We start from the raw sequence: 20,792 nt of genomic DNA, 5'->3' as shown, positions 1-20,792 counted from the left end.
ATCAATGATAAAATAAATATATTAATAATTTTACATAAAACAGGAGAAGCACATGGCTGTAGAAAAAGACGAATTGCAATTTGAACAAAAAATATATGATTACTTGGCTAACCTAGGTGGGACTAAGCAATGGCAACAAGTTGATTCAATTAAAACTACTGATGATCTTTGGTCAAACTTCCGTAAGATTGTTTACCAATTGAATCAGGATAAGCTCATGCAGCCTTTGAGCGATGCAGAATTTAACCAAGTTAAAGCAGAGTTGATCAGCCAGACTAAGACACCTTATTATGCTGGGGTATTTTTATATGGTGTTGGCGGAAAGTCGCAGGTGGAAATTGACCGAGACGATGGCAAGCATGTTTATTTAACGCTGTTTGATCAAGATGAAATTGGTGCCGGAAACACGGTGTACCAAATTGTGCGCCAGGTGCAAAGAAAGAACGTCATTAGCGGAAAACGAGATCGTCGTTTTGATACGACGCTGTTGATTAACGGTCTGCCGATTATTCAGATTGAGGAGAAGGCGGATGGGAGAAGTGCAAAAGAAGCGTTAAATCAAATGCATCAATATATTGATGAAAATCAATATTCTGACATTTTTTCAACGGTACAAATTTTAATTGCCATGACCCCGCATGATGTTCGTTACATGGCAAACACCACTTCCGAAGACTTTAATACTGACTTTGCATTTCGGTGGAAACAAAATGGTGGTAATCAATTACCAATTCAAGACTGGAAGGAATTTGCTGATCAATTCCTATCGATTCCAATGGCCCATCGAATGGCAACCAACTACATGATTTTAGATAATACACCTAATCGCCAATCGATTAAGGTAATGCGTTATTATCAAGTTTATGCTACTCAAACCATTATTCAGGAATTGAAAAAGCATGATTTTAGTGATCAAAATAATGATAATAAAAAAGTTGGGTATATTTGGCATACTACTGGTTCTGGTAAAACGATTAGTTCTTTTAAGGCCGCTTTTTTGGCATCTCGACTTCCTAATGTTGATAAGGTAGTGTTCTTGGTTGATAGAATCGCACTAACGAATCAAACTGCTGAAGAGTATAAAGCATACGATCCGAATGCGAACGCAGATAATAAGGGTGGTATCGTGTCTGATACTGCCAATGTTTATGATTTGAAACGCAAGCTTAAGTCTAAAAATAAGACTGACATTGTGGTTACTTCTACCCAGAAAATGTATCGATTGGTCAGCAGGGATGATTTTACTTCTGATGATAAAAGAACCGTTTTTATTGTTGATGAAGCCCACCGTTCAGCCAGTGGTGATATGCTAAATGAAATCAGGGAGGCGTTTAAAAAGTCTGCTTGGATTGGTTATACGGGAACTCCTAACTTTGACCCTAAGAATGGCCCCACGACTCAACAGGTGTTTGGGGAACCGCTCCATCGCTACGTAATTAGCGATGCCATTGCCGACAAGAATGTATTAGGCTTTAAGGTCGATTTTCAAACTACGCTGCCTTACGATGAGCTTAAGGAAAAATATCTACCAAAATATTTCCACGATAAGTATCCTGAATGGTCCAATACCGATATTCATCATCGAATTAATTCATTAACCGATGAGGATATGGATGATGCGCTTGGCAGTAGTGTTTACGATATGCAACCGGCCCACATTACCGAAGTGGTTAGTGACATTTTGAAGTATTGGGATAGCCGTTCTGTCAACGGTCGCTACAACGCAATGTTTACAACCAACATGGGTGGAAGAGTGGCTTCTTCGCCAATGGCCATTGCCTATTATAATGAATTTAAAAAGCAAATGGCGGCAACTGGTAAACACCTAAAGATTGCGGTTACCTTTAGCCAAAACACTTCTAATGATGATAACCAACTGGAAAATAATCGTGGATTATCAATGCTGATGGATGAATATAACCAAAAATTTAACACTAAGTTTGATAGTAAGACTGTTAGCGAGTACTTTGAAGACGTATGTAGTCGACTGAACCGTACTGCTAACGATAAAAATTACTTGGACTTAGTGATTGTGATTAATCAACTATTAACCGGATTTGATGCGCCATATTTAAACACGCTCTATGTTGATCGGACGCTAAAGGGTGCTAACTTGATTCAAGCATACTCTAGAACCAATCGAATCCAAAACATGCTTCATAAGCCATATGGACATATCGTTAATTATCGGTGGCCATTTAATAGCGAGAAATTGATGCGTCAAGCATTAGCAGTCTACTCTAATCCGGATTCAGCTGACTCAAATGGTGTCATTTTGCCTGATGATGATACTGTATTAGCCAAAAAATACAATGATGTTAAAGAAGAATTAAGGCAAACGGTAGCTGAGTTAGCTAACCTAACTGATCATTTTAGAGCAGCGCCGAAGAGTGAAGATAAGCAGAATGAAACTTATAATCAACTAAATAAGTACAACCGAATCTTATCAAAACTCAAGCAATACGATGAGTTCGTTGATGAGGGTGGCGAACAGGTTCTCAAATCTGTTGGGATGACACCAGATGATGAAGCCCGATTGACTGGGGCAATTGCATATGATGTTAAAAAAGATATTGCTGAACGGGAACACCTTGATCCAATCGAACTCGAAATGAAAATGGAACACGTCAAAGAAGTTACTGTTAATTACGATTACCTTCACCAGTTAATTGCTGAATATGCTAATCACGTTCATAATCAAGACGTGAGCGATGCGGAATTAGATAAGTTAAGGAACGAAATTTTAAAGATGCTCGATTCACTTGATCAAACCGATCAAAAGTACTCACGGCAGGTCCGTACTTTGATGGATAAGGACTTTAGAACTGAAGTTAAGTATCCATTGCAACCAGACCAAATTGAGGAATTAATTAAAAGTAGCGGCCAGAGTTGGTCACAAACTGAAATCAAAAACTTTATTAACCAATGGGGGCTGGAAAACGCGGATGTGCAGAAGTTAATTGAAGATTTAATTAGCCAGCACCACGTTGAAAAGGATGATTTGCAACATTCTGATAAGCTGGAAACGGTGATCAACCGTGGTAAATCCGCATATAAGCAGGATGCTAATGATGAAGCCGTCAGAAAGTTAAGTAAAATCAGGTATTATAATAAGATGAAAGAGGCATTTAAAAAACTCGCCGATAGAATTAAAAAACAAATTTAGGAGTGTTAATAATGGCAGAAAACAAGGCACAAGACATTACTGGTCAATTATGGAATATGGCTAACGAATTACGTGGAAACATGGATGCGGTCGATTTTCAAACTTATATTTTAGGATTCATGTTCTACCGATACCTATCAGAACACCAAGAATTATTCTTGAAGTCCCAAGACTTCTTTGAAGTTAAACCAGGCCAAGATATTAATGATGCCTACGCTGAAGCAGCTAAGGAAGATGGCGTAGAGGACTATCTAGAAGCAATTGCGGAACGTGATGGTTACGCAATTCGGCCGGAAGACACGTGGGAAAGTATCGTCAATAAGGTGGAAAACGGGACCGTTGTTCCTGAAGACTACCAAAACATGTTTGATCACTTTAATGAAAATGCTTCTTTGAACCACGGTGCTGAAAAGGATTTCCGAGGTGTGTTTGCGGATATTAACCTTGGTAACAGTCGATTGGGAAGCAACACGAACGATCGGGCCAAGGCATTGAGTAAGATCGTCAACTTGGTTGATAAATTTAACTATAATGATGAAGATGGTCATGATATCTTAGGGGATGTCTACGAATATCTAATTGCTCAATTTGCTTCTAACTCTGGGAAGAAGGCTGGGGAATTCTACACTCCCCATGAAGTTTCTGAAGTACTGGCTAAGTTGGTTACAATTGGGTTACCAGATAACGATGAACCATTTGATGTATTGGATCCAGCAATGGGTTCTGGTTCATTACTACTAACGGTTCAAGGCGAAGTGCCAAACGGCCAAAAGAAGGGGAAGGTTCGTTTCCATGGTCAAGAGCTGAATACCACGACCTACAACTTGGCGCGGATGAACCTAATGATGCATGGAATTGGTTATCAAAACATGCAGTTACGAAACGGTGATACTCTCGAGGGCGATTGGCCTGACGGAATCGATGAAAACGGGATCGAACACCCCCGTTTCGTAGATGCAGTTGTGGAAAACCCTCCCTACTCTGCTCACTGGGACAACAATGAAGGAAAATTAAAGGATCCGCGTTTCAAGGAATACGGTGCGTTGCCACCAAAGAGTAAGGCTGACTATGCCTTCTTGCTTCATGGGTTATACCATTTGAAACCAACTGGTTCTATGGCCATCGTCCTACCACACGGGGTGCTATTCCGAGGCGCAAAGGAAGGCAAAATTCGGGAAGGACTCCTAAATAAGAATCAAATTGATGCAGTAATTGGGTTACCTGAAAAGTTATTCTATTCTACATCAATCCCAACTGTGGTAATTGTTTTGAAAAAGCAACGGGATAACCGTGACGTGCTATTTATTGATGCTAGCAATGATTTTGAAAAGGGCAAGAATCAAAATATTTTACGGCCAGAAGACCTGGATAAGATTGTTGAAACTTACAGGAATCGTAAGGACGTTGATAAGTATGCCCACGTTGCAACGCCCCAAGAAATTGAAGAAAATGACTTTAACCTAAACATTCCACGATATGTAGATACTTTTGAACCAGAACCTGAAATTGATATTGAGGCTGAGGAACAAAAGATTGCTGAAATTGATGCTGAATACCAAAAGGTTGAAGCGGAATTTAATAAGATGAAGGCTGACTTAGTTTGGACGGATCAACAGGATAAGTAAAAATAACCAGTAAAGGCGTGCTCTCAGATATTGAGGGCACGCCTTTTTTAGATGAACATGTTTTGGAGAAACCGTGCCATCAATTAGCCTATTTAATAGGAACTACCATTTATATGATTTATTAATAAAAAATGGTTGTAAGAATATTCATTTAAAATATGACCATGTGGAAAGCGTTTCAAATAAACACGGTTTTATAAACCAAATGGATCAATTCAATAACTATTCAGTTGCAAGTAAAGACCTATCTAATTACTATGTTATAAAAAGGGGTTACTTTGCTTACAATCCTTCCAGAATAAATGTTGGATCAATAGCATATAAAGATGATGGAGATACTTCAGTTGTTTCACCTTTATATGTTTCTTTTAAAACGAATGATAAGTTAGATTCAAAGTACTTTTTAAATTGGTTTAAAACAGATTCCTTTAATAGACAAAGGAAAAGATTATCTGAAGGTGGAGTCATAGATACTCTTTCGTTTAATCAATTATCAAAGATGATTATTAGTATTCCAAACTTAGATGAACAAAAGCAGATTAGTAAAATATTTGAAAATCTTGACCACCAAATCGAACTCCAACAATCCAAACTCGATCACCTAGAACGGCTTAAAAAAGGCTATCTTCAAAATATGTTTATATAATTAAAAAATGGAACCCGCCTTCAAAAGGTGAGTTCCATTTTAATTATTTTTTATCCCTGCAACTTCGTCCCAATCGTCAATATAATCTCCCGCGCCCCTAATAAATCATTGATTCCATAGACGATTGAATTTAAATTATTATTCACTTTGAGGTTTAACGTATTGGTCACTTCATTAAAGTAGAATCTATCGTCTAATGCATTTGGCAGGGAGGCTTTAAACTCAGTCATGTTAAACATGTTTTGTTGATATTCAACTAATGAATTTAAAAAGCGAACTGTGGATGAAGCATCACTATGGTAATCAACTTCTGAAACAAAAAATTGACGATTTAAAAGATACAGCACAATTTCAACATTAGTATACTTATTTTTTCGATCATCATTAAAAAACGGGGTAAGCCGCTGACTAAATTGATATATGACCGTTTGCATCTGTGTATTGTTATCGACATTCATTGGAAAAATCCCACAACCTTGGTACTCATAACCAGGAATCGTGCAATTTTGCAATTTTTTATTAATAAAATCATATTGCTCATTATCTATAAACAATCTAGCTCACTTCCTTTTTAACGCTGATGCCATTAAAGCAGTACGAAGCCCAAGAATGATGTTAATACCATCAACTAAACTAGAATTATCGATTAATTGGGCCTGGGTAATTAAATCGCCATTATTATTAACCATATATTTATTACTAATGGGCGCGATGGCATCACACATTTCGCGAAATGCATTGATATCAATTGTTTTATTTAGCATCTTACAGATGGTTTGGTATGTACTATCAAACTGATAGCGGTTGGAACTAGTATTCATAAATGTAACATAATTGGGATTAATTTGGGCTAAAAAAATACCTAAATGATGATAATGATTTTTCCGAGCATCAAATGGATATGTTTTTTGTTCGAGTTCGATTAAATATCCTGGAATTTTATTTCCATTATATTCACACTCAGTCTCTGAACAGATTGTGTATTCATATCCTGGAATAATATTTTCCTTGATCTCATCAAGGGCGTTAATAATATCTTGATCATTAAATTTCGTTATATTCACATCCATTCTGTAAAATTTGATTCTGGAATCAGTGGCACTAGTGGCTTAGAATGCCAAAGGTTAACATGGCATTACGAGCTCCTAAAAGGACATTAATGTTTAAAATAATTTCTGGGAGACTGACGTTTGAAGGAACGAATAGTGTATTTTGCAGCCGATTAAAACCAATTCGATTGTCAACGACATTCGGAATTAAGTTATCAAAATATTCATGATTAACTGGGTTATCGATATATTCTGGTAATGAATTCAAAAGGTTGAAGGCTGTAAGTGAATCGTTAAAATATGAACCTTCGTAAATAAAAGCACCATTATTTGGGGAAACAAAAATGATAAGTTCCGCATTCACAAAGTAATTTTGGCGTTCATCATTAAAGAATGGAAACAATGGTTGTTTTAATTCAATCGCAATGGCAGGAGTCTTTTGATCTTCCACATTTAAATCGATGGTTTTTAAATCCTGGTATGTGTAACCAGCAATTAAATCATTTTCGGCAAAGCTGCGTATTTCACTAATCACTTGGTCGTTAAAAAAGTCCATAATTAAGAACCTCCTTATTCAAATATCGAAGTAATCAAATTACTTCTTAGACTTAAAAGAATGTTAATTCCACTGACTACTTTGATCGGATTGATTTCATCTGCCATCGTCGTTAGACAGCCATGTTGATCAATGAAATATTTATAACTATCCATGGGTTCAATTTGGTTACATAGTTGATTAAACTGATCGTCGCTGATTTGATTGCCTAAAAGATTACAAATCAAACTATATGCATTATTTAATCCGTATTCAGCAGGACTAGGGGTGGCCTCATTGATGATAACAGCATTGGAAGTACTGTCGTTAGTAAGAATAATGCCTAGCATCACATTCTCATCATTTATTTCATTGAATTGATTCATTTTTTGTTCAATGAGCATAAAGTATTCAACGGCATCTTCCCCTAATTCAGCATTTCGGACTAAACAATCTGAAAATTGATACCCAGGTAGGATAAACTTTTCTAAACATTCAATTATTGGGTCAACGCTTGAGTTATTTAATTTCATTTTGTGCACCTCTTATATTGTTTTTACGCAAACTTACTGTTGGGTCAACTTTGTGCCCATCGTTAAAATAATGGCTCTAGCGCCTAATAATGCATTAATTCCATAAATAAATGATTTTAGATACTTATCTGATTGTAAATTGAACGTTTCTGATCTTTCGTTGAAGAAGAAACGATCGTCTAAAATAGATGGGATTGAAGCCATTAATCCCGGTAATTGAATGGGGTTATTTTGGAATTCAGGGAGGGACTGTAGAAATTGTAAGCAAGTGATCGCTCCTGGTTGAACTGCAATTTCCGAAATTGCATATTGGCCGCCCAGTGGATATAGGGCAATGTCTGCACTAATGGAATCGTTTTTACGATTATCTTTAAAATAGGGCTTCAATGATTGGGAAAAGTGAAAGATCAACGTTTCGACAGTTTGATTCTCATCAGCTTTCAGTTTGACTTGTTCACAGCCCCTATATGTATATCCCATGATGGTATCTACATCTAATCGCTGATTAATAAAGTTTAGTTGTTCTGGATTAACAAACATGAATTAGGAGTCCCTTCTTTCTAGATTACAGCGGTAATCAATAGTGTTCTTAAGCTAAGCAATCGATTAATGTTATCAACTAGCATAACGCTATCTTCAAATGGAACGGTGATACTTAATCCGCCGTTATCATCAATTTGATATTTATTACTATCAATTGGGACGGTTCTTTCACAAAGCGCTTTAAACTCATCAACTGACATGGGTTTAACATTACCTGAAATAAAATCATAGGTGTTTTCAACGTCTGGCTTGATGGAGTTGGAATCAGTGATGGTTACTAAACTTGAACGCTTATGGGATAAAAAAATATTAGTTTTAACGTAGTTATCTGCTTTGGCATCGAATGGGAACGTACTTTGCTCTAATTCAATTATGTGTCCAGGTAATAAAGACGCACTTTTATTATCCTGAACGTATTGATAACCTGGTAAAAGATTGTTTTTGAGTTCGACAATGACTTTCTTTAAATTGTTATCGTTAAATTCCATTTAAATAACCTCAGTTCCCTTAATTTAATGTGAAAAGATAACTTAATTGTATTGATTCAGCAAAATAATGTCAATTTGCGAGAACTGTTGATGTTTATTTTATATAAATTAAAAAGTTTGGCAGTTAGATTTCGATCTAAGTCAAACTTTTGAATGGGGATTTATATATATAAAAGTGGCTGCAAAGGGGGGACAATGCAACCACTTTTTAGTGAAATGTATATCAATGAGGGAATAAAATCCTTATGAAGGATAATTATCTATCATTCTGAATGAAATAAATATTTATTTTGAGAAGTCAGATGCAGGGGTTTTGCTTTTTTCTGACTCGGAGGAACGTTTTTTATTCGAATAATTAGGATTTTCATTAGAATTAGTTGTCTTTTGAGATTTATGATTTTCAGTATAATTCTGTGAAGCTGCGTTAGCTTCATAAAATGACTGAGTAGCAAATCCGCCAACGGTGGCAACTGAAGCAGTCATTACCATTAAAGAAAATGCCTTCTTCAAATTCTTGAAAAAATTAATTTTTGTCATAATAAAACCTCCAATTCATTCAGAATTCGATAATTATGTAATTAGAATTTAATTACAATTAAATGATACCACACTTATGTAATTTTAATGTAAAAAAATGATTTAATTGTTGTAAAGTTATAAAAAAACAGCATTCAGTGAGCTATTTCATTCACTGAATGCTGTTAAATTAAATGTTATTTACGGTAGTAAGTAGCGGCGTCCCCAAACTTACCACTTCTGTTACCACTAAAGTAGATTTTATCTTTACTATAGATCTTAAATTGATACTGAGTGCTACCAACACCATTATTATGGTAAGTCCCCTTAACAGTGTATGAATTAGATCCTGTTTTTTTATAGCTCAATGCATCTACAGAATCAGGGTTTATCGGCGCAAAGCGATGGGTCGAATAAATACTGTTCTTCTTAATTACGGTGCGACCATTACTTGATTGATAGCCGTCCTTTTTAATTCGCGTCGTTTCCCAGGTTCCGTGTAATGCAGAAGGGGTTCCCTTATGCCACGTTGCAGCATTAGCAACGTAATTTGTTGATACTCCGACTGTAAATAGTGCAATAATAAAGATTAATCCCTTTAAAAATTTATTGTTTTTCATATTATCAGCTCCTATGTAATTTATTTTTACTTAAACCATTTGGTTTGTTTTTCGTCAAGAACAAAGTAGAACGTTTTACTTGTTGCTTTCCATTTATGTTTACCAGTAACAACGTAACCGCCTCCAGTACTCATGACCCAATCACTAACTGATAAATGAGTGCCCTTTTTAATTTTACCAGCATTGTGGAATTGATTGTCGGCCTCATCTTTACCAACTGTGACTCGATATACCTTGACCGTTTTGGTGGTTTTGACACTATGGGTGGCCGTATTAGCATAATCATAACCAGATGCACTTGCCACGTTATGGTATGTAAATAGCCCAAATGATACTGTCCCTAAAATGACAATCAAGGATTTCAATTTCATATAAATCCCTCCTTTCCCTAATAATAACTCATTATCAAATTAATAAAAGCCCATAATGCTCAAAAAATTAGCACTATGGACTCTTAAATTATACTTTGATAACGATCTTACCAATATTCTTCTTATCTAACATGTATTCTTGGGCGGCTTTAGCGTCCTGTAAATCAAAGGCATCACTGACCAATGGCTTTATTTTACCACTTTCGAATAATTTACTGGTCTTATCAACAAAGTCGGTAATTAATTGCGCCTTGTATTCTGCTGATCGAGTGGAGAGGAGCGTTCCAGTGATGCTAACCCGTTTAATCATGATGTAGCGAAGGTTAACGTCATTAACGATACTACCGCTTAAATCACCAATCAAAACAATGTGACCATCAGTAGCAACTGCGTTCAAATTATGTTGAAAGTAATCTGCTCCGATAAAGTCGAGGATTAGGTCAACGCCCTTATGGTCAGTAATCTTATCTACTTCAGTTTCGAAATCTTGCGTTTGATAATCGATTGCGTAATCAGCACCGTTTTGCTTGCAGATGGCAGTCTTAGCAGTGCTGGAAGTCGTGATAACGGTTGCATTTTTCAGCGCTTTGGCTAATTGAATAGCAGCAGTACCGACGCCACTAGCACCTGCATGGATCAAGACGGTTTGATTAGCCTGTAAGTTACCGATCCAAAAGAGGGTTTGGTATGCGGTAATATAGCTTTCGGGCAAACTAGCTCCCTGCGAGTAACTGAAGTCATCTGGAATGGGGATAATTCGGTTGGCAGAGACTGAAACAAATTCTGCATAGCCGCCTTCATCAACTAGTGCAGCGACTCGTTGGCCCACCTTAACAGCTGCTGAATTTGATTCAACAACTTCACCGGCAACTTCCAGGCCAAAAATGGTGTCATCATCCTTACGGTGGCCATTGGCCCATGCCAGGTCAACATGATTAACGCCAGTCGCATGCACCTTAATTAAAACATTGCCACTAGGTACAGCGGGCATTGGTACGTCAACGATGGGATTGGCCTGCTTTAAACTATGAATTGTTACTGCTTTCATGGTGTTAGCTCCCTTACTAAATATTATTTTACTTTTAAAATACATTAGCTTTTTAGGAGCTGATTGTCAAATGATTGGTATAAAACTAATTAAAGATGTCTATGTTCTTGATCTGGGTTAGGGTGGTAATGAATTGCTGGGCCTCTGCTTTTGATAATCGATTCATAATATTGGCTAATTTATCATTGATGCGCTTTCTTAATTGGACCTGGACCTTGGCAATTTCCATTCCGCTTGGGGTTAACTTCACTATAATATCCTTACTATTTTGGGGCGTTGAATAGCGAAGCAGAATCTGATGGTCACATAATTTTTTGATAGCCCTAGAAATAGTGGGTTGCGATAGGTGCAGGATTTCAGGCAGCTGTTTGGCATATGCGCTTTGCAACTTACCAACCGCTGCGATTACGTGCATATCACGAGTAGTGAGATTATTAATTGCATCAGCGATATCTTTACTTGGTGCATGTTTTTTTAACCATTGTTTTTCATTATCGTCCTTTGAATCTTGCGCGAGCATTTGACTGATGATGCTCATTACCTGTTCTGATGAACTCATTTGCGACTCCTTTCTGTTTTATTCGCATGAATAAAAATTGCTTTTAAATTATTTAATGATATACTGAAAATGTATTCATATGAATACAAATTGAAAATGGATGAAGGAATAATTATGAACAAAATTAATGTTATTTTAGGCAGTTCGCGTGAAACCGCCTTGGGTAAAAATCTAATTAACTATTTTAAAAATCATCAAACCGAATATGAAAAAGCAACTGGCGACCAATTTAGATTATTAGAGGTGGGGAGCTATCAATTACCATTCTTCTATGAAGCGTTACCACCGTTGAATAACCCAGCTCGTCATTTGAAAACGAACGAACAACAATGGTTAGACGACATGCAAGCTGCCGATGGATACATCTTCTTAACGCCTGAATACAACCATTCGTTTCCCGCGGTGTTAAAAAATGCGATTGATTATTTGGCAGGTGAGATCAATAATAAGCCGACAATGATCGTTTCTTATTCTAATAATGGTCGGGGCGGTCAGTTTGGGGGACTCGAATTGGGTCCCGTATTAACGAGGTTAGGGGCATTAGTGTTACCACCACAAGTATTAATCGGCAGTGTTCAAAATAACTTTGCAGCCGATGGATCCTTGTTACCCGATGCGCCATCTGGTGATTACTATGGAAAGAAATTGTTACAAACAGCCAGAAAGATTGCATTTTACACGGACTTATTGAAAGCCCATCCATTTAAGTAGGCTTAGAACAGTTTGATAATGATGACCCCCGCTAACATGATTATAATCCCCGCATATTGAATGATGGTAATATGCTTCTTGGTTGCTCCCATGATTCCGAATCGGTCAAAAATGACCCCACCAAATAAATTCCCTAACAGCGTCAATATGACTGCGGTTCCAGCCCCGATAATTGGGCTGAGGTATGCATTGGCTAGGACGTAAAAAGCTCCGAGGACTCCACCGATCCAGATCCACCAATGATGACCAGTACCAAAAGCATTACCAACTTTTCGGTAGCCATGATCTGTAAATACGGCAATGATGAATAGAATCACCGTTCCCACTAAAAATGAAACGAGCGCTGCATGGATTGAAGAACCAAGCACTATTCCCAAGTGTCCGTTGATTGGGGTTTGGGATGCTTGAAACATTCCAGCGATTAGCCCGATGAATTGCCAAACGTGTTTACCATGTTTAACATCGTTTTCCTCATCTTTTTTAATGACGATCATAAAAATACCACTTAGTAAAATGATGATTCCAATGAGGCGAATGATGGTGAATGGATGAACGGGGGCTTTGAATAGCCCGAAATTATCGATGATCATTCCCATCAGTATTTGACCTAAAATTGGCATGACCACCGTTTGGACCGCGCCTAAATAAGGAAAAATAATGATGTTGGCAGTCAATCCGATTACCCCGAGTGCTCCGCCTAGCCAGATCCAAGCAGGTTGGTTAACAAAGAGGTTCCCAGGGACCAGTAGTGAGCCACCTAAGACTAGATTAGCGATCAATAGCGTGATCGTTCCAATTGTAAATGATGTCATTGATGCTAAAAAGGGGGAACCTTGCATGGTGTTTTTTAATTTGGTGTTAATTGATGTTTGAATAGGCAACACCAGCCCAGCGATGATTCCAATTAAAAATGTCAAAAATAAAATCTCCTTAATTTAGTATTACTTTTATTTTACTATTTTAGCTTTAAACTTACTTAATATTAGAGCCATTATTTTTGTGTTTTAAAATCGGCTGTTTTAATATAGTGATTGAATTGAATCTAAAGTTAAAAATAAAAAACGAGAGGATTTGGTGTTATGCATTTGAACGAAGTTTATATTGAAAGAGTTAAGGGACGGGAAGTTTTTGATTCTCGTGGTAATCCTACGGTTGAAGCCGACGTTATTTTAACTGACGGTACGTTGGGAAGAGCCGAAGTACCATCTGGAGCTTCAACTGGTGAAAACGAAGCGATTGAACTTCGTGATGGTGGCAAACGTTTAATGGGTAAGGGGGTTACCAAGGCCGTTGGTCATATTAACAACGAAATTAGTAACGCTCTTCATGGAGTCAGCCCATTTGATCAACGCCAAGTCGACCAAATCATGATCGAATTAGACGGGACGCCTAATAAGGCTAAGTTAGGGGCCAATGCAATCTTAGGAGTCTCAATGGCAACTGCTCGTGCTGCTGCTGAATACTTTAACGAACCATTGTATCGCTACCTTGGTGGGGTTGACATTGAATTACCACAGTCATTCCACAACGTTATTAACGGTGGTGAACATGCCGATAACGATATTGATGCACAAGAATTCATGATTACACCACTTAAAAAGACTTCTTTCCGTGATGGAATCAATAAAATCGCTGATGTTTATCACACCTTAAAGAAGGTCTTAGAAGCTGAAGGCTTTGAAACTGGTGTTGGTGATGAAGGTGGATTCGCACCAAACATGAAGCACACTGAAGAAGCCGTGGAAGCCCTTTACAAGGCAATCAAGCAAGCTGGTTACGTTCCAGGTGAAGACATCGGAATTGCGATGGACTTTGCAGCATCCTCTTTCTACGACAAAGATAGTGGTAACTATAACTTTGAAGGCAAGACTTATACGCCTGAACAGTTCATTGACTACGTTAGTGATTTAGTTGATAAGTACCCCGCAATTATGTCAGTTGAAGATCCAATGGATGAAAACTCATGGGATGACTTTGTTACCGCTACTAAGCGTTTGGGTGACAGAGTTCAAATCGTTGATGATGACTTGATTGTTACGAACCCTAAGTTTATCCGTAAGGCAATTAAATTGGGTGCTGGTAACACCCTCTTGATTAAATTGAACCAAATTGGAACGGTTTCTGAAACCCTAGAAGCAGTTCGATTAGCGCGGAAGAACAACTTTAGAACGATGATCAGTCACCGCTCTGGTGAAACTGGTGATACATTCGTTGCAGACTTTGCCGTTGCCGTTAATGGTGGCGAATTGAAGGCTGGAGCAATGGCTCGTTCAGAACGGGTTGAAAAATACAATGATATTTTAAGGATTGAAGAAGCAATGCATGATTTAACCCCCGTTGCTCACTATCCAAATGATGTTGATTTAGATTAACCTTCAAAATGATTATTAGGGCTCCTGAGTGTTTTGGCATTCAGGAGTTTTTTGATTCCAATTTAGTTGTCTTTTATTCTGTAAAATTTTAGAATAGTTATTAAATCCTTTATGAGGAGGTGTTTAATAATGGATAACCAAGGAGGACTAGCGTTAACTGATAAGGAATCTAACTTACAGATTTTAAAGGCGATTGCTAGTAATGGATTAGGGGCATTTAGTTTTGGGATTTTCGATTATGGAATCAGCTTTATGTTACTGCATGCCACTAACTCGCCACTGAGCTTTGGAATGGGATTGGTAGTGGCCCCCTTAATGAGTTTGATCTTTTTTATTCCAATTGGTAACTTTGTGGATACTCATGATCATAAACGAATCATCTTTTGGGGATTTTTATTACGCTTATTTGGGTTTGGGTTATTAGCAATTGCATTGCCACACTTTCACGGAATGGGATTATTGATTCCAGTAGGGTTATTCATCGCAATTGATTCGTTACTAGTTAACGTCAGAAACACTGCCTATTCAGCATCGATTAAGCAATTGGTGAACCGAAGTCAAATTGCTAAACTGAGTTCTTTGACCACTGCCTGTGCATCGGCTTCGCGGATTTTATCACCAGTGTTTGGGGTCCTTTTATATTCATTGATCAGTATTGAAGGATTGATAATCCTGGAAATGGTTGCAACTGTAATTGCACTTCTGATTATGATGTCACTTCATTTTTATAAGGCAGAACCCAGTGAAAAAACAGCACAGGGGGCTTCACAGCTGCAACAATTCACAGAAACGTTGCATTACATGAAGAAACGACCGTTTATTAGGGATACGATTATTTCAGAAATCGTAGTCAATTTCTTCTTTACCGCTGTTGTGACGGGGAGTCCATTCATCATTGTGAACGAATTGCATATGAGCAATCAAACCGTGGTGTTCGTTGAAATGGGTTATTCGATCGGCTATCTACTGGGGAGTCTATTGATGACGTTCACTAAAAACCAGCGTCATTTTGCCGAGAAGGTGATTGCAGCATTGATATTGAATGGACTGTCGTTACTAGGCCTAGGAACGTTATTTGCAATAAAGCCGAGCCCTTTGATGGTGGGCATTTTTGGATTATTATTAGCACTATTAATGGACTTTGCATTTGCCATCTTCGATCTTGCAATTGAGATTAGACTACAAAGTACCGTGCATACCCATATTTTAGGTCGGGTTAGTGCGACGCTTTATACCGCTAGTTTTGCAATCATGCCAGTGGGGACGTTGGTTTATACGCTGCTGTTCGATATTTTTAAGCATGGCAGTTACGTCTTGATCGTTAGTGGAATTTTATTAGTAATCTATGCAACCCTTAGCACGTCAATTTTTGTACGTGATATAAAACGAGATGACGAATTTCTCTTAAAACGTGTTAAATAATGATATGATATAAGTACTATTAAATAGGAGTTGAATTATTTTGAAAAGATTACAAATGCCATTTTTAATGTGTTTACGTAGGGGTAAGTTTAAGCCAGATGAAGTATTTACCGGGGTTGATGATTTAGAAGGGCTCACGATCGACCTATCTGGAATTAACAAAACCAACGAAGAGTTAATTAAGGATCCTAACGATGATGATGAATTAAGATTTTTAATTACTGCTGGTGATGATGAAATCAGTACCACTGAATTTTATATGAGCCAGGTTTTTGAAACTAAAATTAATTTTGAATGGGCTGACAAAAAGTTCGAAATTAGCTTTAAATAATAAGGGGGGTGTCCGATTGGGGCACCCCTTTTATTATTGAGATAGGATGGCTATAAAGCCGTTAAATTAAATGAATTAAAGGACAATCGGTTGAATTTAAAATAATATTTTCAAAAATATGATCCTAGCATCGTTGATTTAACGGGGCTAGGATCTTTTTTTGCATATTTTATCTTCATATATATCTTTTATGATTCTAATTTATTTACAATATTAAATTATAATCTTTACAAACTTAATACATTAAATTTACTTTAAGTTTAATTTCATTTGATAATATTGTTCTTGAAAGCGAGGAGATATAATTATGAGAGCTAATAAAGCTTTAAAATTTTTGGCAGGAGTTTTATCAGTTTTGACTTTAGGGGCTACGCTTGCTGCGTGTAGCTCAAGTAAATCATCAGATTCAGATAAGGTAACAAATATTACTTATTGGCATGTTAACGCCCAGACAATGGGTGGACAAACTGTTAACAAATTAGTTAAGGAATTTAACGATACACATAAGAACATTAAGGTGACCGCAAAGTATAATCCTAATATGTACCAAGGATTAATGCAAAACCTGCAATCTGCACAAGCATCTGGAACGGTTCCAGATATTGTACAAGTTGGATGGTCATATTCCAACTACTTCTCTAAGACATTTAAATATATGACACCAACCGATGCACAAAGCAAATTTGATTCAGGAAGTAACTTTATTAACAATAATTTCTCATCCAAGACTTTATCATTCGCAAAGAACAGTGATGGTAAATTAGTTGGATTACCTTATTCATTAAGTACTCCTATCCTATATGTGAACAATGACCTACTTAAAAAGTATGGCATTAAGTCCAGTAGTTTAAGTACTTGGGAAGGGGTTAGAACCGCTGCTAATAAGATTAAATCAGCAAGTAGTGGTAATACCTACGGGGTATACATTCAAGAACCTAGTGACACTTGGGCTCAACAAGCAATGATGTTAAGTAATGGTGCTAATATCCAAGAAAATGGAAAGGCAACATTTGCTAGTTCCCAAGGAATCAAGGCTATGCAATTCTACCAAGACATGGTTAATAAGGACAAATCTGCATTGCATACTCAATGGGATCAAGGAATTGATGACTTTATCACTGGTAAGGTTGCAATGATGTTCACGACCGTTGCCCAAGCTTCTCACATTAAGAGTGGTGCTAAGTTCGATGTAACTTCTCAAACTGCACCTACCTTCTCTGGTCACGAATTGAAGGTTCCAGTTGGTGGGTCAATGCTTGCAATTACTTCCCAAGATTCAGCTAAGCAAAAGGCTGCTTGGACATTTGAAAAGTTCCTTTACAAGAACTCATCACTTGTTGATTGGACTAAGGCAACTGGTTATTTACCACCAACTAAGGATGCCGCTAACTCAACTGAATTTAAGCAATACTTTACTAAGATGCCATTACTAAAGGCTGCTAACTCAGAATTGGGCAACGCTGTTCCTTGGACTTCATTCCCTAAGAATGGTTTACAAGCAGAACAAACATTGATCGATGCTAAAAGTAAGATTCTTGCAGGTAGCAATGTTTCTTCAGCACTAAAGGAAGCTCAAGATAAGATTAATTCTCAACAATAATAGTTTAAATGGGGGTTTAAAGATGCTTCATCAGATAATTCAGATAACAGACACTCATTTAAAAAACACCACTGGTGCTAAGCAAATGAAACAACAATTTAGCCCAAATGATAAACTACAACTAGTGTTTGATGATATTGAAAAAAATAATTCAAAAGCTGAGTTTATTGTGATTACTGGTGACCTTATTCACGAAGGCAATCAGACGGACTACAAAATGTTGAGACGTTATCTTGATCAACAAAGTGAAAAGATAGGAATGCCGATTTACGTAACGTTAGGTAATCATGATCGCACTGCTGATTTCTATAAGGGATATTTAAATCAAGAAGCTAAGGATAAGTACTACTATAAAGTTTCCTCACCTGATTATGATTATTACTTTTTAGATACTAAGCATGGCAATATTGAACAGGGATATCTAAGCAGTGATCAATTAGATTGGTTATCTAATGAGTTAAGCAAATCAGACAAGAGTTCAATTATCTTTATGCACCACCCAGCCTATGGGGCACCATTAAAGTACATGAAGTATAGTATTTTACAAAATGGTGATGAATTTTACGACATCATTAATGGTAAAAACGTTATTGGAGTATTCTCGGGACATGTTCATTTTCCAACGAGTTATAACTATAACGGCATCTTTAATGTAATCGGTGATTCGACTGCCTACCATATCGATTGTCGAGACCCATACGATCACGTTTATTGTGACGCAACTAGCTATAATGTCATTGATATTGACGATAATAATATCGGGACGACTTTGGTTCAGCTATTAAGCGATGGCCATGGCCCTAGCAATATTAATGGACACATTAAAGTTGAGGACATTGAATTTTTAGATAAAGGTAAATTTAAATAGTGCAACGAACTGACCTCCTAATTATTTAGGAGGTCGCGTTGTTAATGAAAGTATTTAATAAAACGGGAGCGGTTAAATGACTAATAATAAAAAGGGGAGTTGGAAATCTTTTCTATACTTAACCCCAGCCGGACTGATAATGTTAATTTTTCTGATCATACCAATTTTGTATACTATTTATTTAAGTTTCTGCGATTGGAATTTGATCTCACCAGATAAAAACTTTGTCGGGCTAAAAAACTATATTTCATTATTTACAGACCCAACTAATTTAAAAGTAATCCTTAATACGGTTGTTTATATTATTTTCCTATTAATTTTGAACTTTATTGTTCCTTATTTCATTTCAATTATCGTTCAGTATTTTATTTCCAAAATGAAGGGAATTTATAAGATCATCTTTTTCATTCCAAGTTTATTTTCATTAGTGGTTGGTGCAATGCTATTTTCTTGGTTATTGAATCCGGTGGCTGGACCAGTTGCTGAGCTCTTTCACACGATTGGAGTCAAACTACCGCAATGGACCAATTCTGGTGGGATGGCAGTTACGGTGCTTTGTTTGATTGCTAACTGGAAGGTGTTCGGTTATAACTTTATTTTGCTCTTAACTGGATTGGGAGCAATTCCTGAGAATATTTTAAATGCAGCTAAGATGGATGCAATTCCTAAATGGCGGATGGTGAAAGACATTGTTATGCCAATGAACAAAAGCATTAGTATGTACGTGTTGATTTTGACCGTCGTGCAGGGGCTGCAATATGTATTTACCCCAATTAGTGTAATTACTCAAGGGGGTCCTAATTATGGATCATCCAATGTGATTTATCACACTTATTTAAACGCCTTTGTTTTATATAAGACCGGTGATTCCGCTGCAATGGCAATCTTTACTTTTATTATTTTCCTCATCTTTTTATTCTTAGAAATTAAATTTGTTGAAGGAAAGGAGATTTTTGGCAATGAAGGTTAATAAATACACCGCTTGGCACGTGATTTTAATTATCGTATGTTTAGTTGCAATTTTACCCGTTATCTTTATGATTGGGAATTCATTTAAAACGGTCCAAGAATCGTATCAAACTCCACTGCAATTTATCCCTAGTCACCCTTCGTTAGCTAATTATATTACCCTTGCGAAACAATTAAATATCATTCAATTGATCTGGAACACCTTTTTTATGGCTAGTTTGGTAACCTTGGGAAAGGTATTTACAGGATTATTAGCAGCCTATGCCTTTAAGTACCATGCTTTTAAGGGTAAGAAATGGATTTACTTTGTATTTATGGCAACGATGTTTGTTCCATTTACAATGACAATGATTCCGAACTACTTAGTTATTTCGAGAGCGCACCTTTTGAATACAATTATCGGGGTCGTTTTACCACAACTATGTGATGCTTCTGGGATCATGTTATTTGTTAAATCAATGGGTAAGATTCCATATAGTTTGATTGAGTCTGCTAAGATCGATAATGTGGGTGATTTTAGGATTTTTAGAAATATCGTTCTACCATTATTGAGACCAAGTATCATCAGTATGGGTGCGTTGTTCTTCATTAATTCATGGAATGAGTATGTATGGCCAACCTTGATTTTGAAGAATACTGGTAGCTTTACACTGCCATTAGCATTACAGAACTATATCTCCAGCGAAGGGGGAACTAACTTCCCACTGGCAATGGCTGTCGCAACAATTATGATTATTCCACCACTATTGATTTATATTGCGCTTCAAAGATACATTTTGAACAATATCAGTAGTGCGGGACTAAAATAAGAGAGGGATTT

At 37.0% G+C, this 20,792-nt stretch carries 23 protein-coding genes; 11 read left to right on the top strand and 12 right to left on the bottom strand.

The features are described from left to right. The first annotated feature begins 52 nt into the window (after positions 1-52). From ACSVI6_RS06135 to ACSVI6_RS06125, 3 genes are all read left to right on the top strand, one after another. Positions 53-3,166, top strand: a complete 3,114-nt coding sequence (locus ACSVI6_RS06135) for a type I restriction endonuclease subunit R (protein WP_491720646.1) — start codon at positions 53-55, stop codon at positions 3,164-3,166. Between the two features lie 11 nt (positions 3,167-3,177). Continuing rightward, positions 3,178-4,791: a type I restriction-modification system subunit M gene (locus ACSVI6_RS06130; RefSeq protein WP_491720645.1), complete on the top strand. Its 1,614-nt coding sequence runs from the start codon at positions 3,178-3,180 to the stop codon at positions 4,789-4,791. Between the two features lie 205 nt (positions 4,792-4,996). Continuing rightward, positions 4,997-5,437, top strand: a complete 441-nt coding sequence (locus ACSVI6_RS06125; protein ID WP_491720644.1) for a restriction endonuclease subunit S — start codon at positions 4,997-4,999, stop codon at positions 5,435-5,437. Positions 5,438-5,487: 50 nt separating this feature from the next. Here ACSVI6_RS06125 and ACSVI6_RS06120 read toward each other — a convergent pair whose 3' ends face one another. From ACSVI6_RS06120 to ACSVI6_RS06070, 11 genes are all read right to left on the bottom strand, one after another. Continuing rightward, complete coding sequence (locus tag ACSVI6_RS06120; RefSeq protein ID WP_491719676.1) at positions 5,488-5,991, bottom strand: hypothetical protein; 504 nt, start codon at positions 5,989-5,991, stop codon at positions 5,488-5,490. Positions 5,992-5,997: 6 nt separating this feature from the next. Continuing rightward, positions 5,998-6,501 carry a hypothetical protein gene (locus tag ACSVI6_RS06115; protein ID WP_491720643.1) on the bottom strand — a complete coding sequence of 168 codons (504 nt, stop codon included), beginning with the start codon at positions 6,499-6,501 and terminating at the stop codon, positions 5,998-6,000. A 37-nt stretch (positions 6,502-6,538) separates the two neighbouring features. Next, on the bottom strand, positions 6,539-7,042 hold the full coding sequence (locus ACSVI6_RS06110; protein WP_491716563.1) for a hypothetical protein: 504 nt from the start codon (positions 7,040-7,042) through the stop codon (positions 6,539-6,541). Positions 7,043-7,056: 14 nt separating this feature from the next. Next, positions 7,057-7,554, bottom strand: a complete 498-nt coding sequence (locus tag ACSVI6_RS06105; RefSeq protein ID WP_491720642.1) for a hypothetical protein — start codon at positions 7,552-7,554, stop codon at positions 7,057-7,059. A 33-nt stretch (positions 7,555-7,587) separates the two neighbouring features. Beyond that, complete coding sequence (locus ACSVI6_RS06100; protein WP_491720641.1) at positions 7,588-8,094, bottom strand: hypothetical protein; 507 nt, start codon at positions 8,092-8,094, stop codon at positions 7,588-7,590. Between the two features lie 20 nt (positions 8,095-8,114). Beyond that, entirely contained in the window at positions 8,115-8,585 is a 471-nt protein-coding gene (locus tag ACSVI6_RS06095) for a hypothetical protein (protein ID WP_491720640.1), read from the bottom strand. Between the two features lie 285 nt (positions 8,586-8,870). Continuing rightward, on the bottom strand, positions 8,871-9,122 hold the full coding sequence (locus ACSVI6_RS06090) for a hypothetical protein (protein ID WP_491720639.1): 252 nt from the start codon (positions 9,120-9,122) through the stop codon (positions 8,871-8,873). A gap of 176 nt (positions 9,123-9,298) precedes the next feature. Continuing rightward, positions 9,299-9,721: a hypothetical protein gene (locus ACSVI6_RS06085; protein WP_491716558.1), complete on the bottom strand. Its 423-nt coding sequence runs from the start codon at positions 9,719-9,721 to the stop codon at positions 9,299-9,301. Positions 9,722-9,747: 26 nt separating this feature from the next. Next, positions 9,748-10,092 (bottom strand): hypothetical protein, encoded by a 345-nt coding sequence (locus ACSVI6_RS06080; RefSeq protein WP_491720638.1) that lies wholly within the window; start codon positions 10,090-10,092, stop codon positions 9,748-9,750. A gap of 88 nt (positions 10,093-10,180) precedes the next feature. After that, positions 10,181-11,140, bottom strand: a complete 960-nt coding sequence (locus ACSVI6_RS06075) for an NAD(P)H-quinone oxidoreductase (protein WP_491716556.1) — start codon at positions 11,138-11,140, stop codon at positions 10,181-10,183. An 85-nt stretch (positions 11,141-11,225) separates the two neighbouring features. Next, complete coding sequence (locus ACSVI6_RS06070; protein WP_491716555.1) at positions 11,226-11,699, bottom strand: MarR family winged helix-turn-helix transcriptional regulator; 474 nt, start codon at positions 11,697-11,699, stop codon at positions 11,226-11,228. A 114-nt stretch (positions 11,700-11,813) separates the two neighbouring features. Here ACSVI6_RS06070 and ACSVI6_RS06065 point away from each other — a divergent pair, with 114 nt between their 5' ends. Then, entirely contained in the window at positions 11,814-12,410 is a 597-nt protein-coding gene (locus ACSVI6_RS06065; protein WP_491720637.1) for an NADPH-dependent FMN reductase, read from the top strand. Between the two features lie 2 nt (positions 12,411-12,412). Here the strand turns inward: ACSVI6_RS06065 and ACSVI6_RS06060 are convergent, their stop codons facing one another. Next, complete coding sequence (locus ACSVI6_RS06060; protein WP_491720636.1) at positions 12,413-13,327, bottom strand: DMT family transporter; 915 nt, start codon at positions 13,325-13,327, stop codon at positions 12,413-12,415. Between the two features lie 168 nt (positions 13,328-13,495). Here ACSVI6_RS06060 and eno point away from each other — a divergent pair, with 168 nt between their 5' ends. The 7 genes from eno to ACSVI6_RS06025 all read left to right on the top strand — a co-directional run bounded on the left by eno (position 13,496) and on the right by ACSVI6_RS06025 (position 20,781). Next, the gene (gene eno / locus ACSVI6_RS06055; RefSeq protein WP_491717307.1) at positions 13,496-14,782 is read left to right on the top strand and encodes a phosphopyruvate hydratase; all 1,287 of its coding nucleotides are present in this window, start codon (positions 13,496-13,498) and stop codon (positions 14,780-14,782) included. Between the two features lie 129 nt (positions 14,783-14,911). Beyond that, the gene (locus ACSVI6_RS06050; protein ID WP_491716552.1) at positions 14,912-16,204 is read left to right on the top strand and encodes an MFS transporter; all 1,293 of its coding nucleotides are present in this window, start codon (positions 14,912-14,914) and stop codon (positions 16,202-16,204) included. A gap of 40 nt (positions 16,205-16,244) precedes the next feature. Then, positions 16,245-16,535 carry a hypothetical protein gene (locus tag ACSVI6_RS06045; protein ID WP_491716551.1) on the top strand — a complete coding sequence of 97 codons (291 nt, stop codon included), beginning with the start codon at positions 16,245-16,247 and terminating at the stop codon, positions 16,533-16,535. Between the two features lie 307 nt (positions 16,536-16,842). After that, positions 16,843-18,135: an ABC transporter substrate-binding protein gene (locus tag ACSVI6_RS06040; protein WP_491716550.1), complete on the top strand. Its 1,293-nt coding sequence runs from the start codon at positions 16,843-16,845 to the stop codon at positions 18,133-18,135. Positions 18,136-18,157: 22 nt separating this feature from the next. Further along, positions 18,158-19,003, top strand: a complete 846-nt coding sequence (locus ACSVI6_RS06035) for a metallophosphoesterase family protein (RefSeq protein WP_491720635.1) — start codon at positions 18,158-18,160, stop codon at positions 19,001-19,003. A gap of 376 nt (positions 19,004-19,379) precedes the next feature. Then, entirely contained in the window at positions 19,380-19,973 is a 594-nt protein-coding gene (locus tag ACSVI6_RS06030; protein ID WP_491716548.1) for a carbohydrate ABC transporter permease, read from the top strand. Then, the gene (locus tag ACSVI6_RS06025; RefSeq protein WP_491716547.1) at positions 19,963-20,781 is read left to right on the top strand and encodes a carbohydrate ABC transporter permease; all 819 of its coding nucleotides are present in this window, start codon (positions 19,963-19,965) and stop codon (positions 20,779-20,781) included. Before ACSVI6_RS06030 ends, ACSVI6_RS06025 begins: the two co-directional genes overlap by 11 nt. Positions 20,782-20,792: the final 11 nt, after the last annotated feature.

The sequence above is a fragment of the Nicoliella sp. ESL1106 genome (assembly GCF_058509965.1).
Note: the sequence above shows the minus strand (reverse complement) of the source record. Positions and strands in the feature narration are given on the sequence as shown.

Coding starts and splice junctions, on each gene's coding strand:
- ACSVI6_RS06135 (WP_491720646.1), top strand. CDS start 53: ATGGCTGTAGAAAAAGACGAATTGCAATTTGAACAAAAAATATATGAT.
- ACSVI6_RS06130 (WP_491720645.1), top strand. CDS start 3,178: ATGGCAGAAAACAAGGCACAAGACATTACTGGTCAATTATGGAATATG.
- ACSVI6_RS06125 (WP_491720644.1), top strand. CDS start 4,997: ATGGATCAATTCAATAACTATTCAGTTGCAAGTAAAGACCTATCTAAT.
- ACSVI6_RS06110 (WP_491716563.1), bottom strand. CDS start 7,042: ATGGACTTTTTTAACGACCAAGTGATTAGTGAAATACGCAGCTTTGCC.
- ACSVI6_RS06105 (WP_491720642.1), bottom strand. CDS start 7,554: ATGAAATTAAATAACTCAAGCGTTGACCCAATAATTGAATGTTTAGAA.
- ACSVI6_RS06100 (WP_491720641.1), bottom strand. CDS start 8,094: ATGTTTGTTAATCCAGAACAACTAAACTTTATTAATCAGCGATTAGAT.
- ACSVI6_RS06095 (WP_491720640.1), bottom strand. CDS start 8,585: ATGGAATTTAACGATAACAATTTAAAGAAAGTCATTGTCGAACTCAAA.
- ACSVI6_RS06090 (WP_491720639.1), bottom strand. CDS start 9,122: ATGACAAAAATTAATTTTTTCAAGAATTTGAAGAAGGCATTTTCTTTA.
- ACSVI6_RS06085 (WP_491716558.1), bottom strand. CDS start 9,721: ATGAAAAACAATAAATTTTTAAAGGGATTAATCTTTATTATTGCACTA.
- ACSVI6_RS06080 (WP_491720638.1), bottom strand. CDS start 10,092: ATGAAATTGAAATCCTTGATTGTCATTTTAGGGACAGTATCATTTGGG.
- ACSVI6_RS06075 (WP_491716556.1), bottom strand. CDS start 11,140: ATGAAAGCAGTAACAATTCATAGTTTAAAGCAGGCCAATCCCATCGTT.
- ACSVI6_RS06070 (WP_491716555.1), bottom strand. CDS start 11,699: ATGAGTTCATCAGAACAGGTAATGAGCATCATCAGTCAAATGCTCGCG.
- ACSVI6_RS06065 (WP_491720637.1), top strand. CDS start 11,814: ATGAACAAAATTAATGTTATTTTAGGCAGTTCGCGTGAAACCGCCTTG.
- ACSVI6_RS06050 (WP_491716552.1), top strand. CDS start 14,912: ATGGATAACCAAGGAGGACTAGCGTTAACTGATAAGGAATCTAACTTA.
- ACSVI6_RS06040 (WP_491716550.1), top strand. CDS start 16,843: ATGAGAGCTAATAAAGCTTTAAAATTTTTGGCAGGAGTTTTATCAGTT.
- ACSVI6_RS06035 (WP_491720635.1), top strand. CDS start 18,158: ATGCTTCATCAGATAATTCAGATAACAGACACTCATTTAAAAAACACC.
- ACSVI6_RS06030 (WP_491716548.1), top strand. CDS start 19,380: ATGAAGGGAATTTATAAGATCATCTTTTTCATTCCAAGTTTATTTTCA.
- ACSVI6_RS06025 (WP_491716547.1), top strand. CDS start 19,963: ATGAAGGTTAATAAATACACCGCTTGGCACGTGATTTTAATTATCGTA.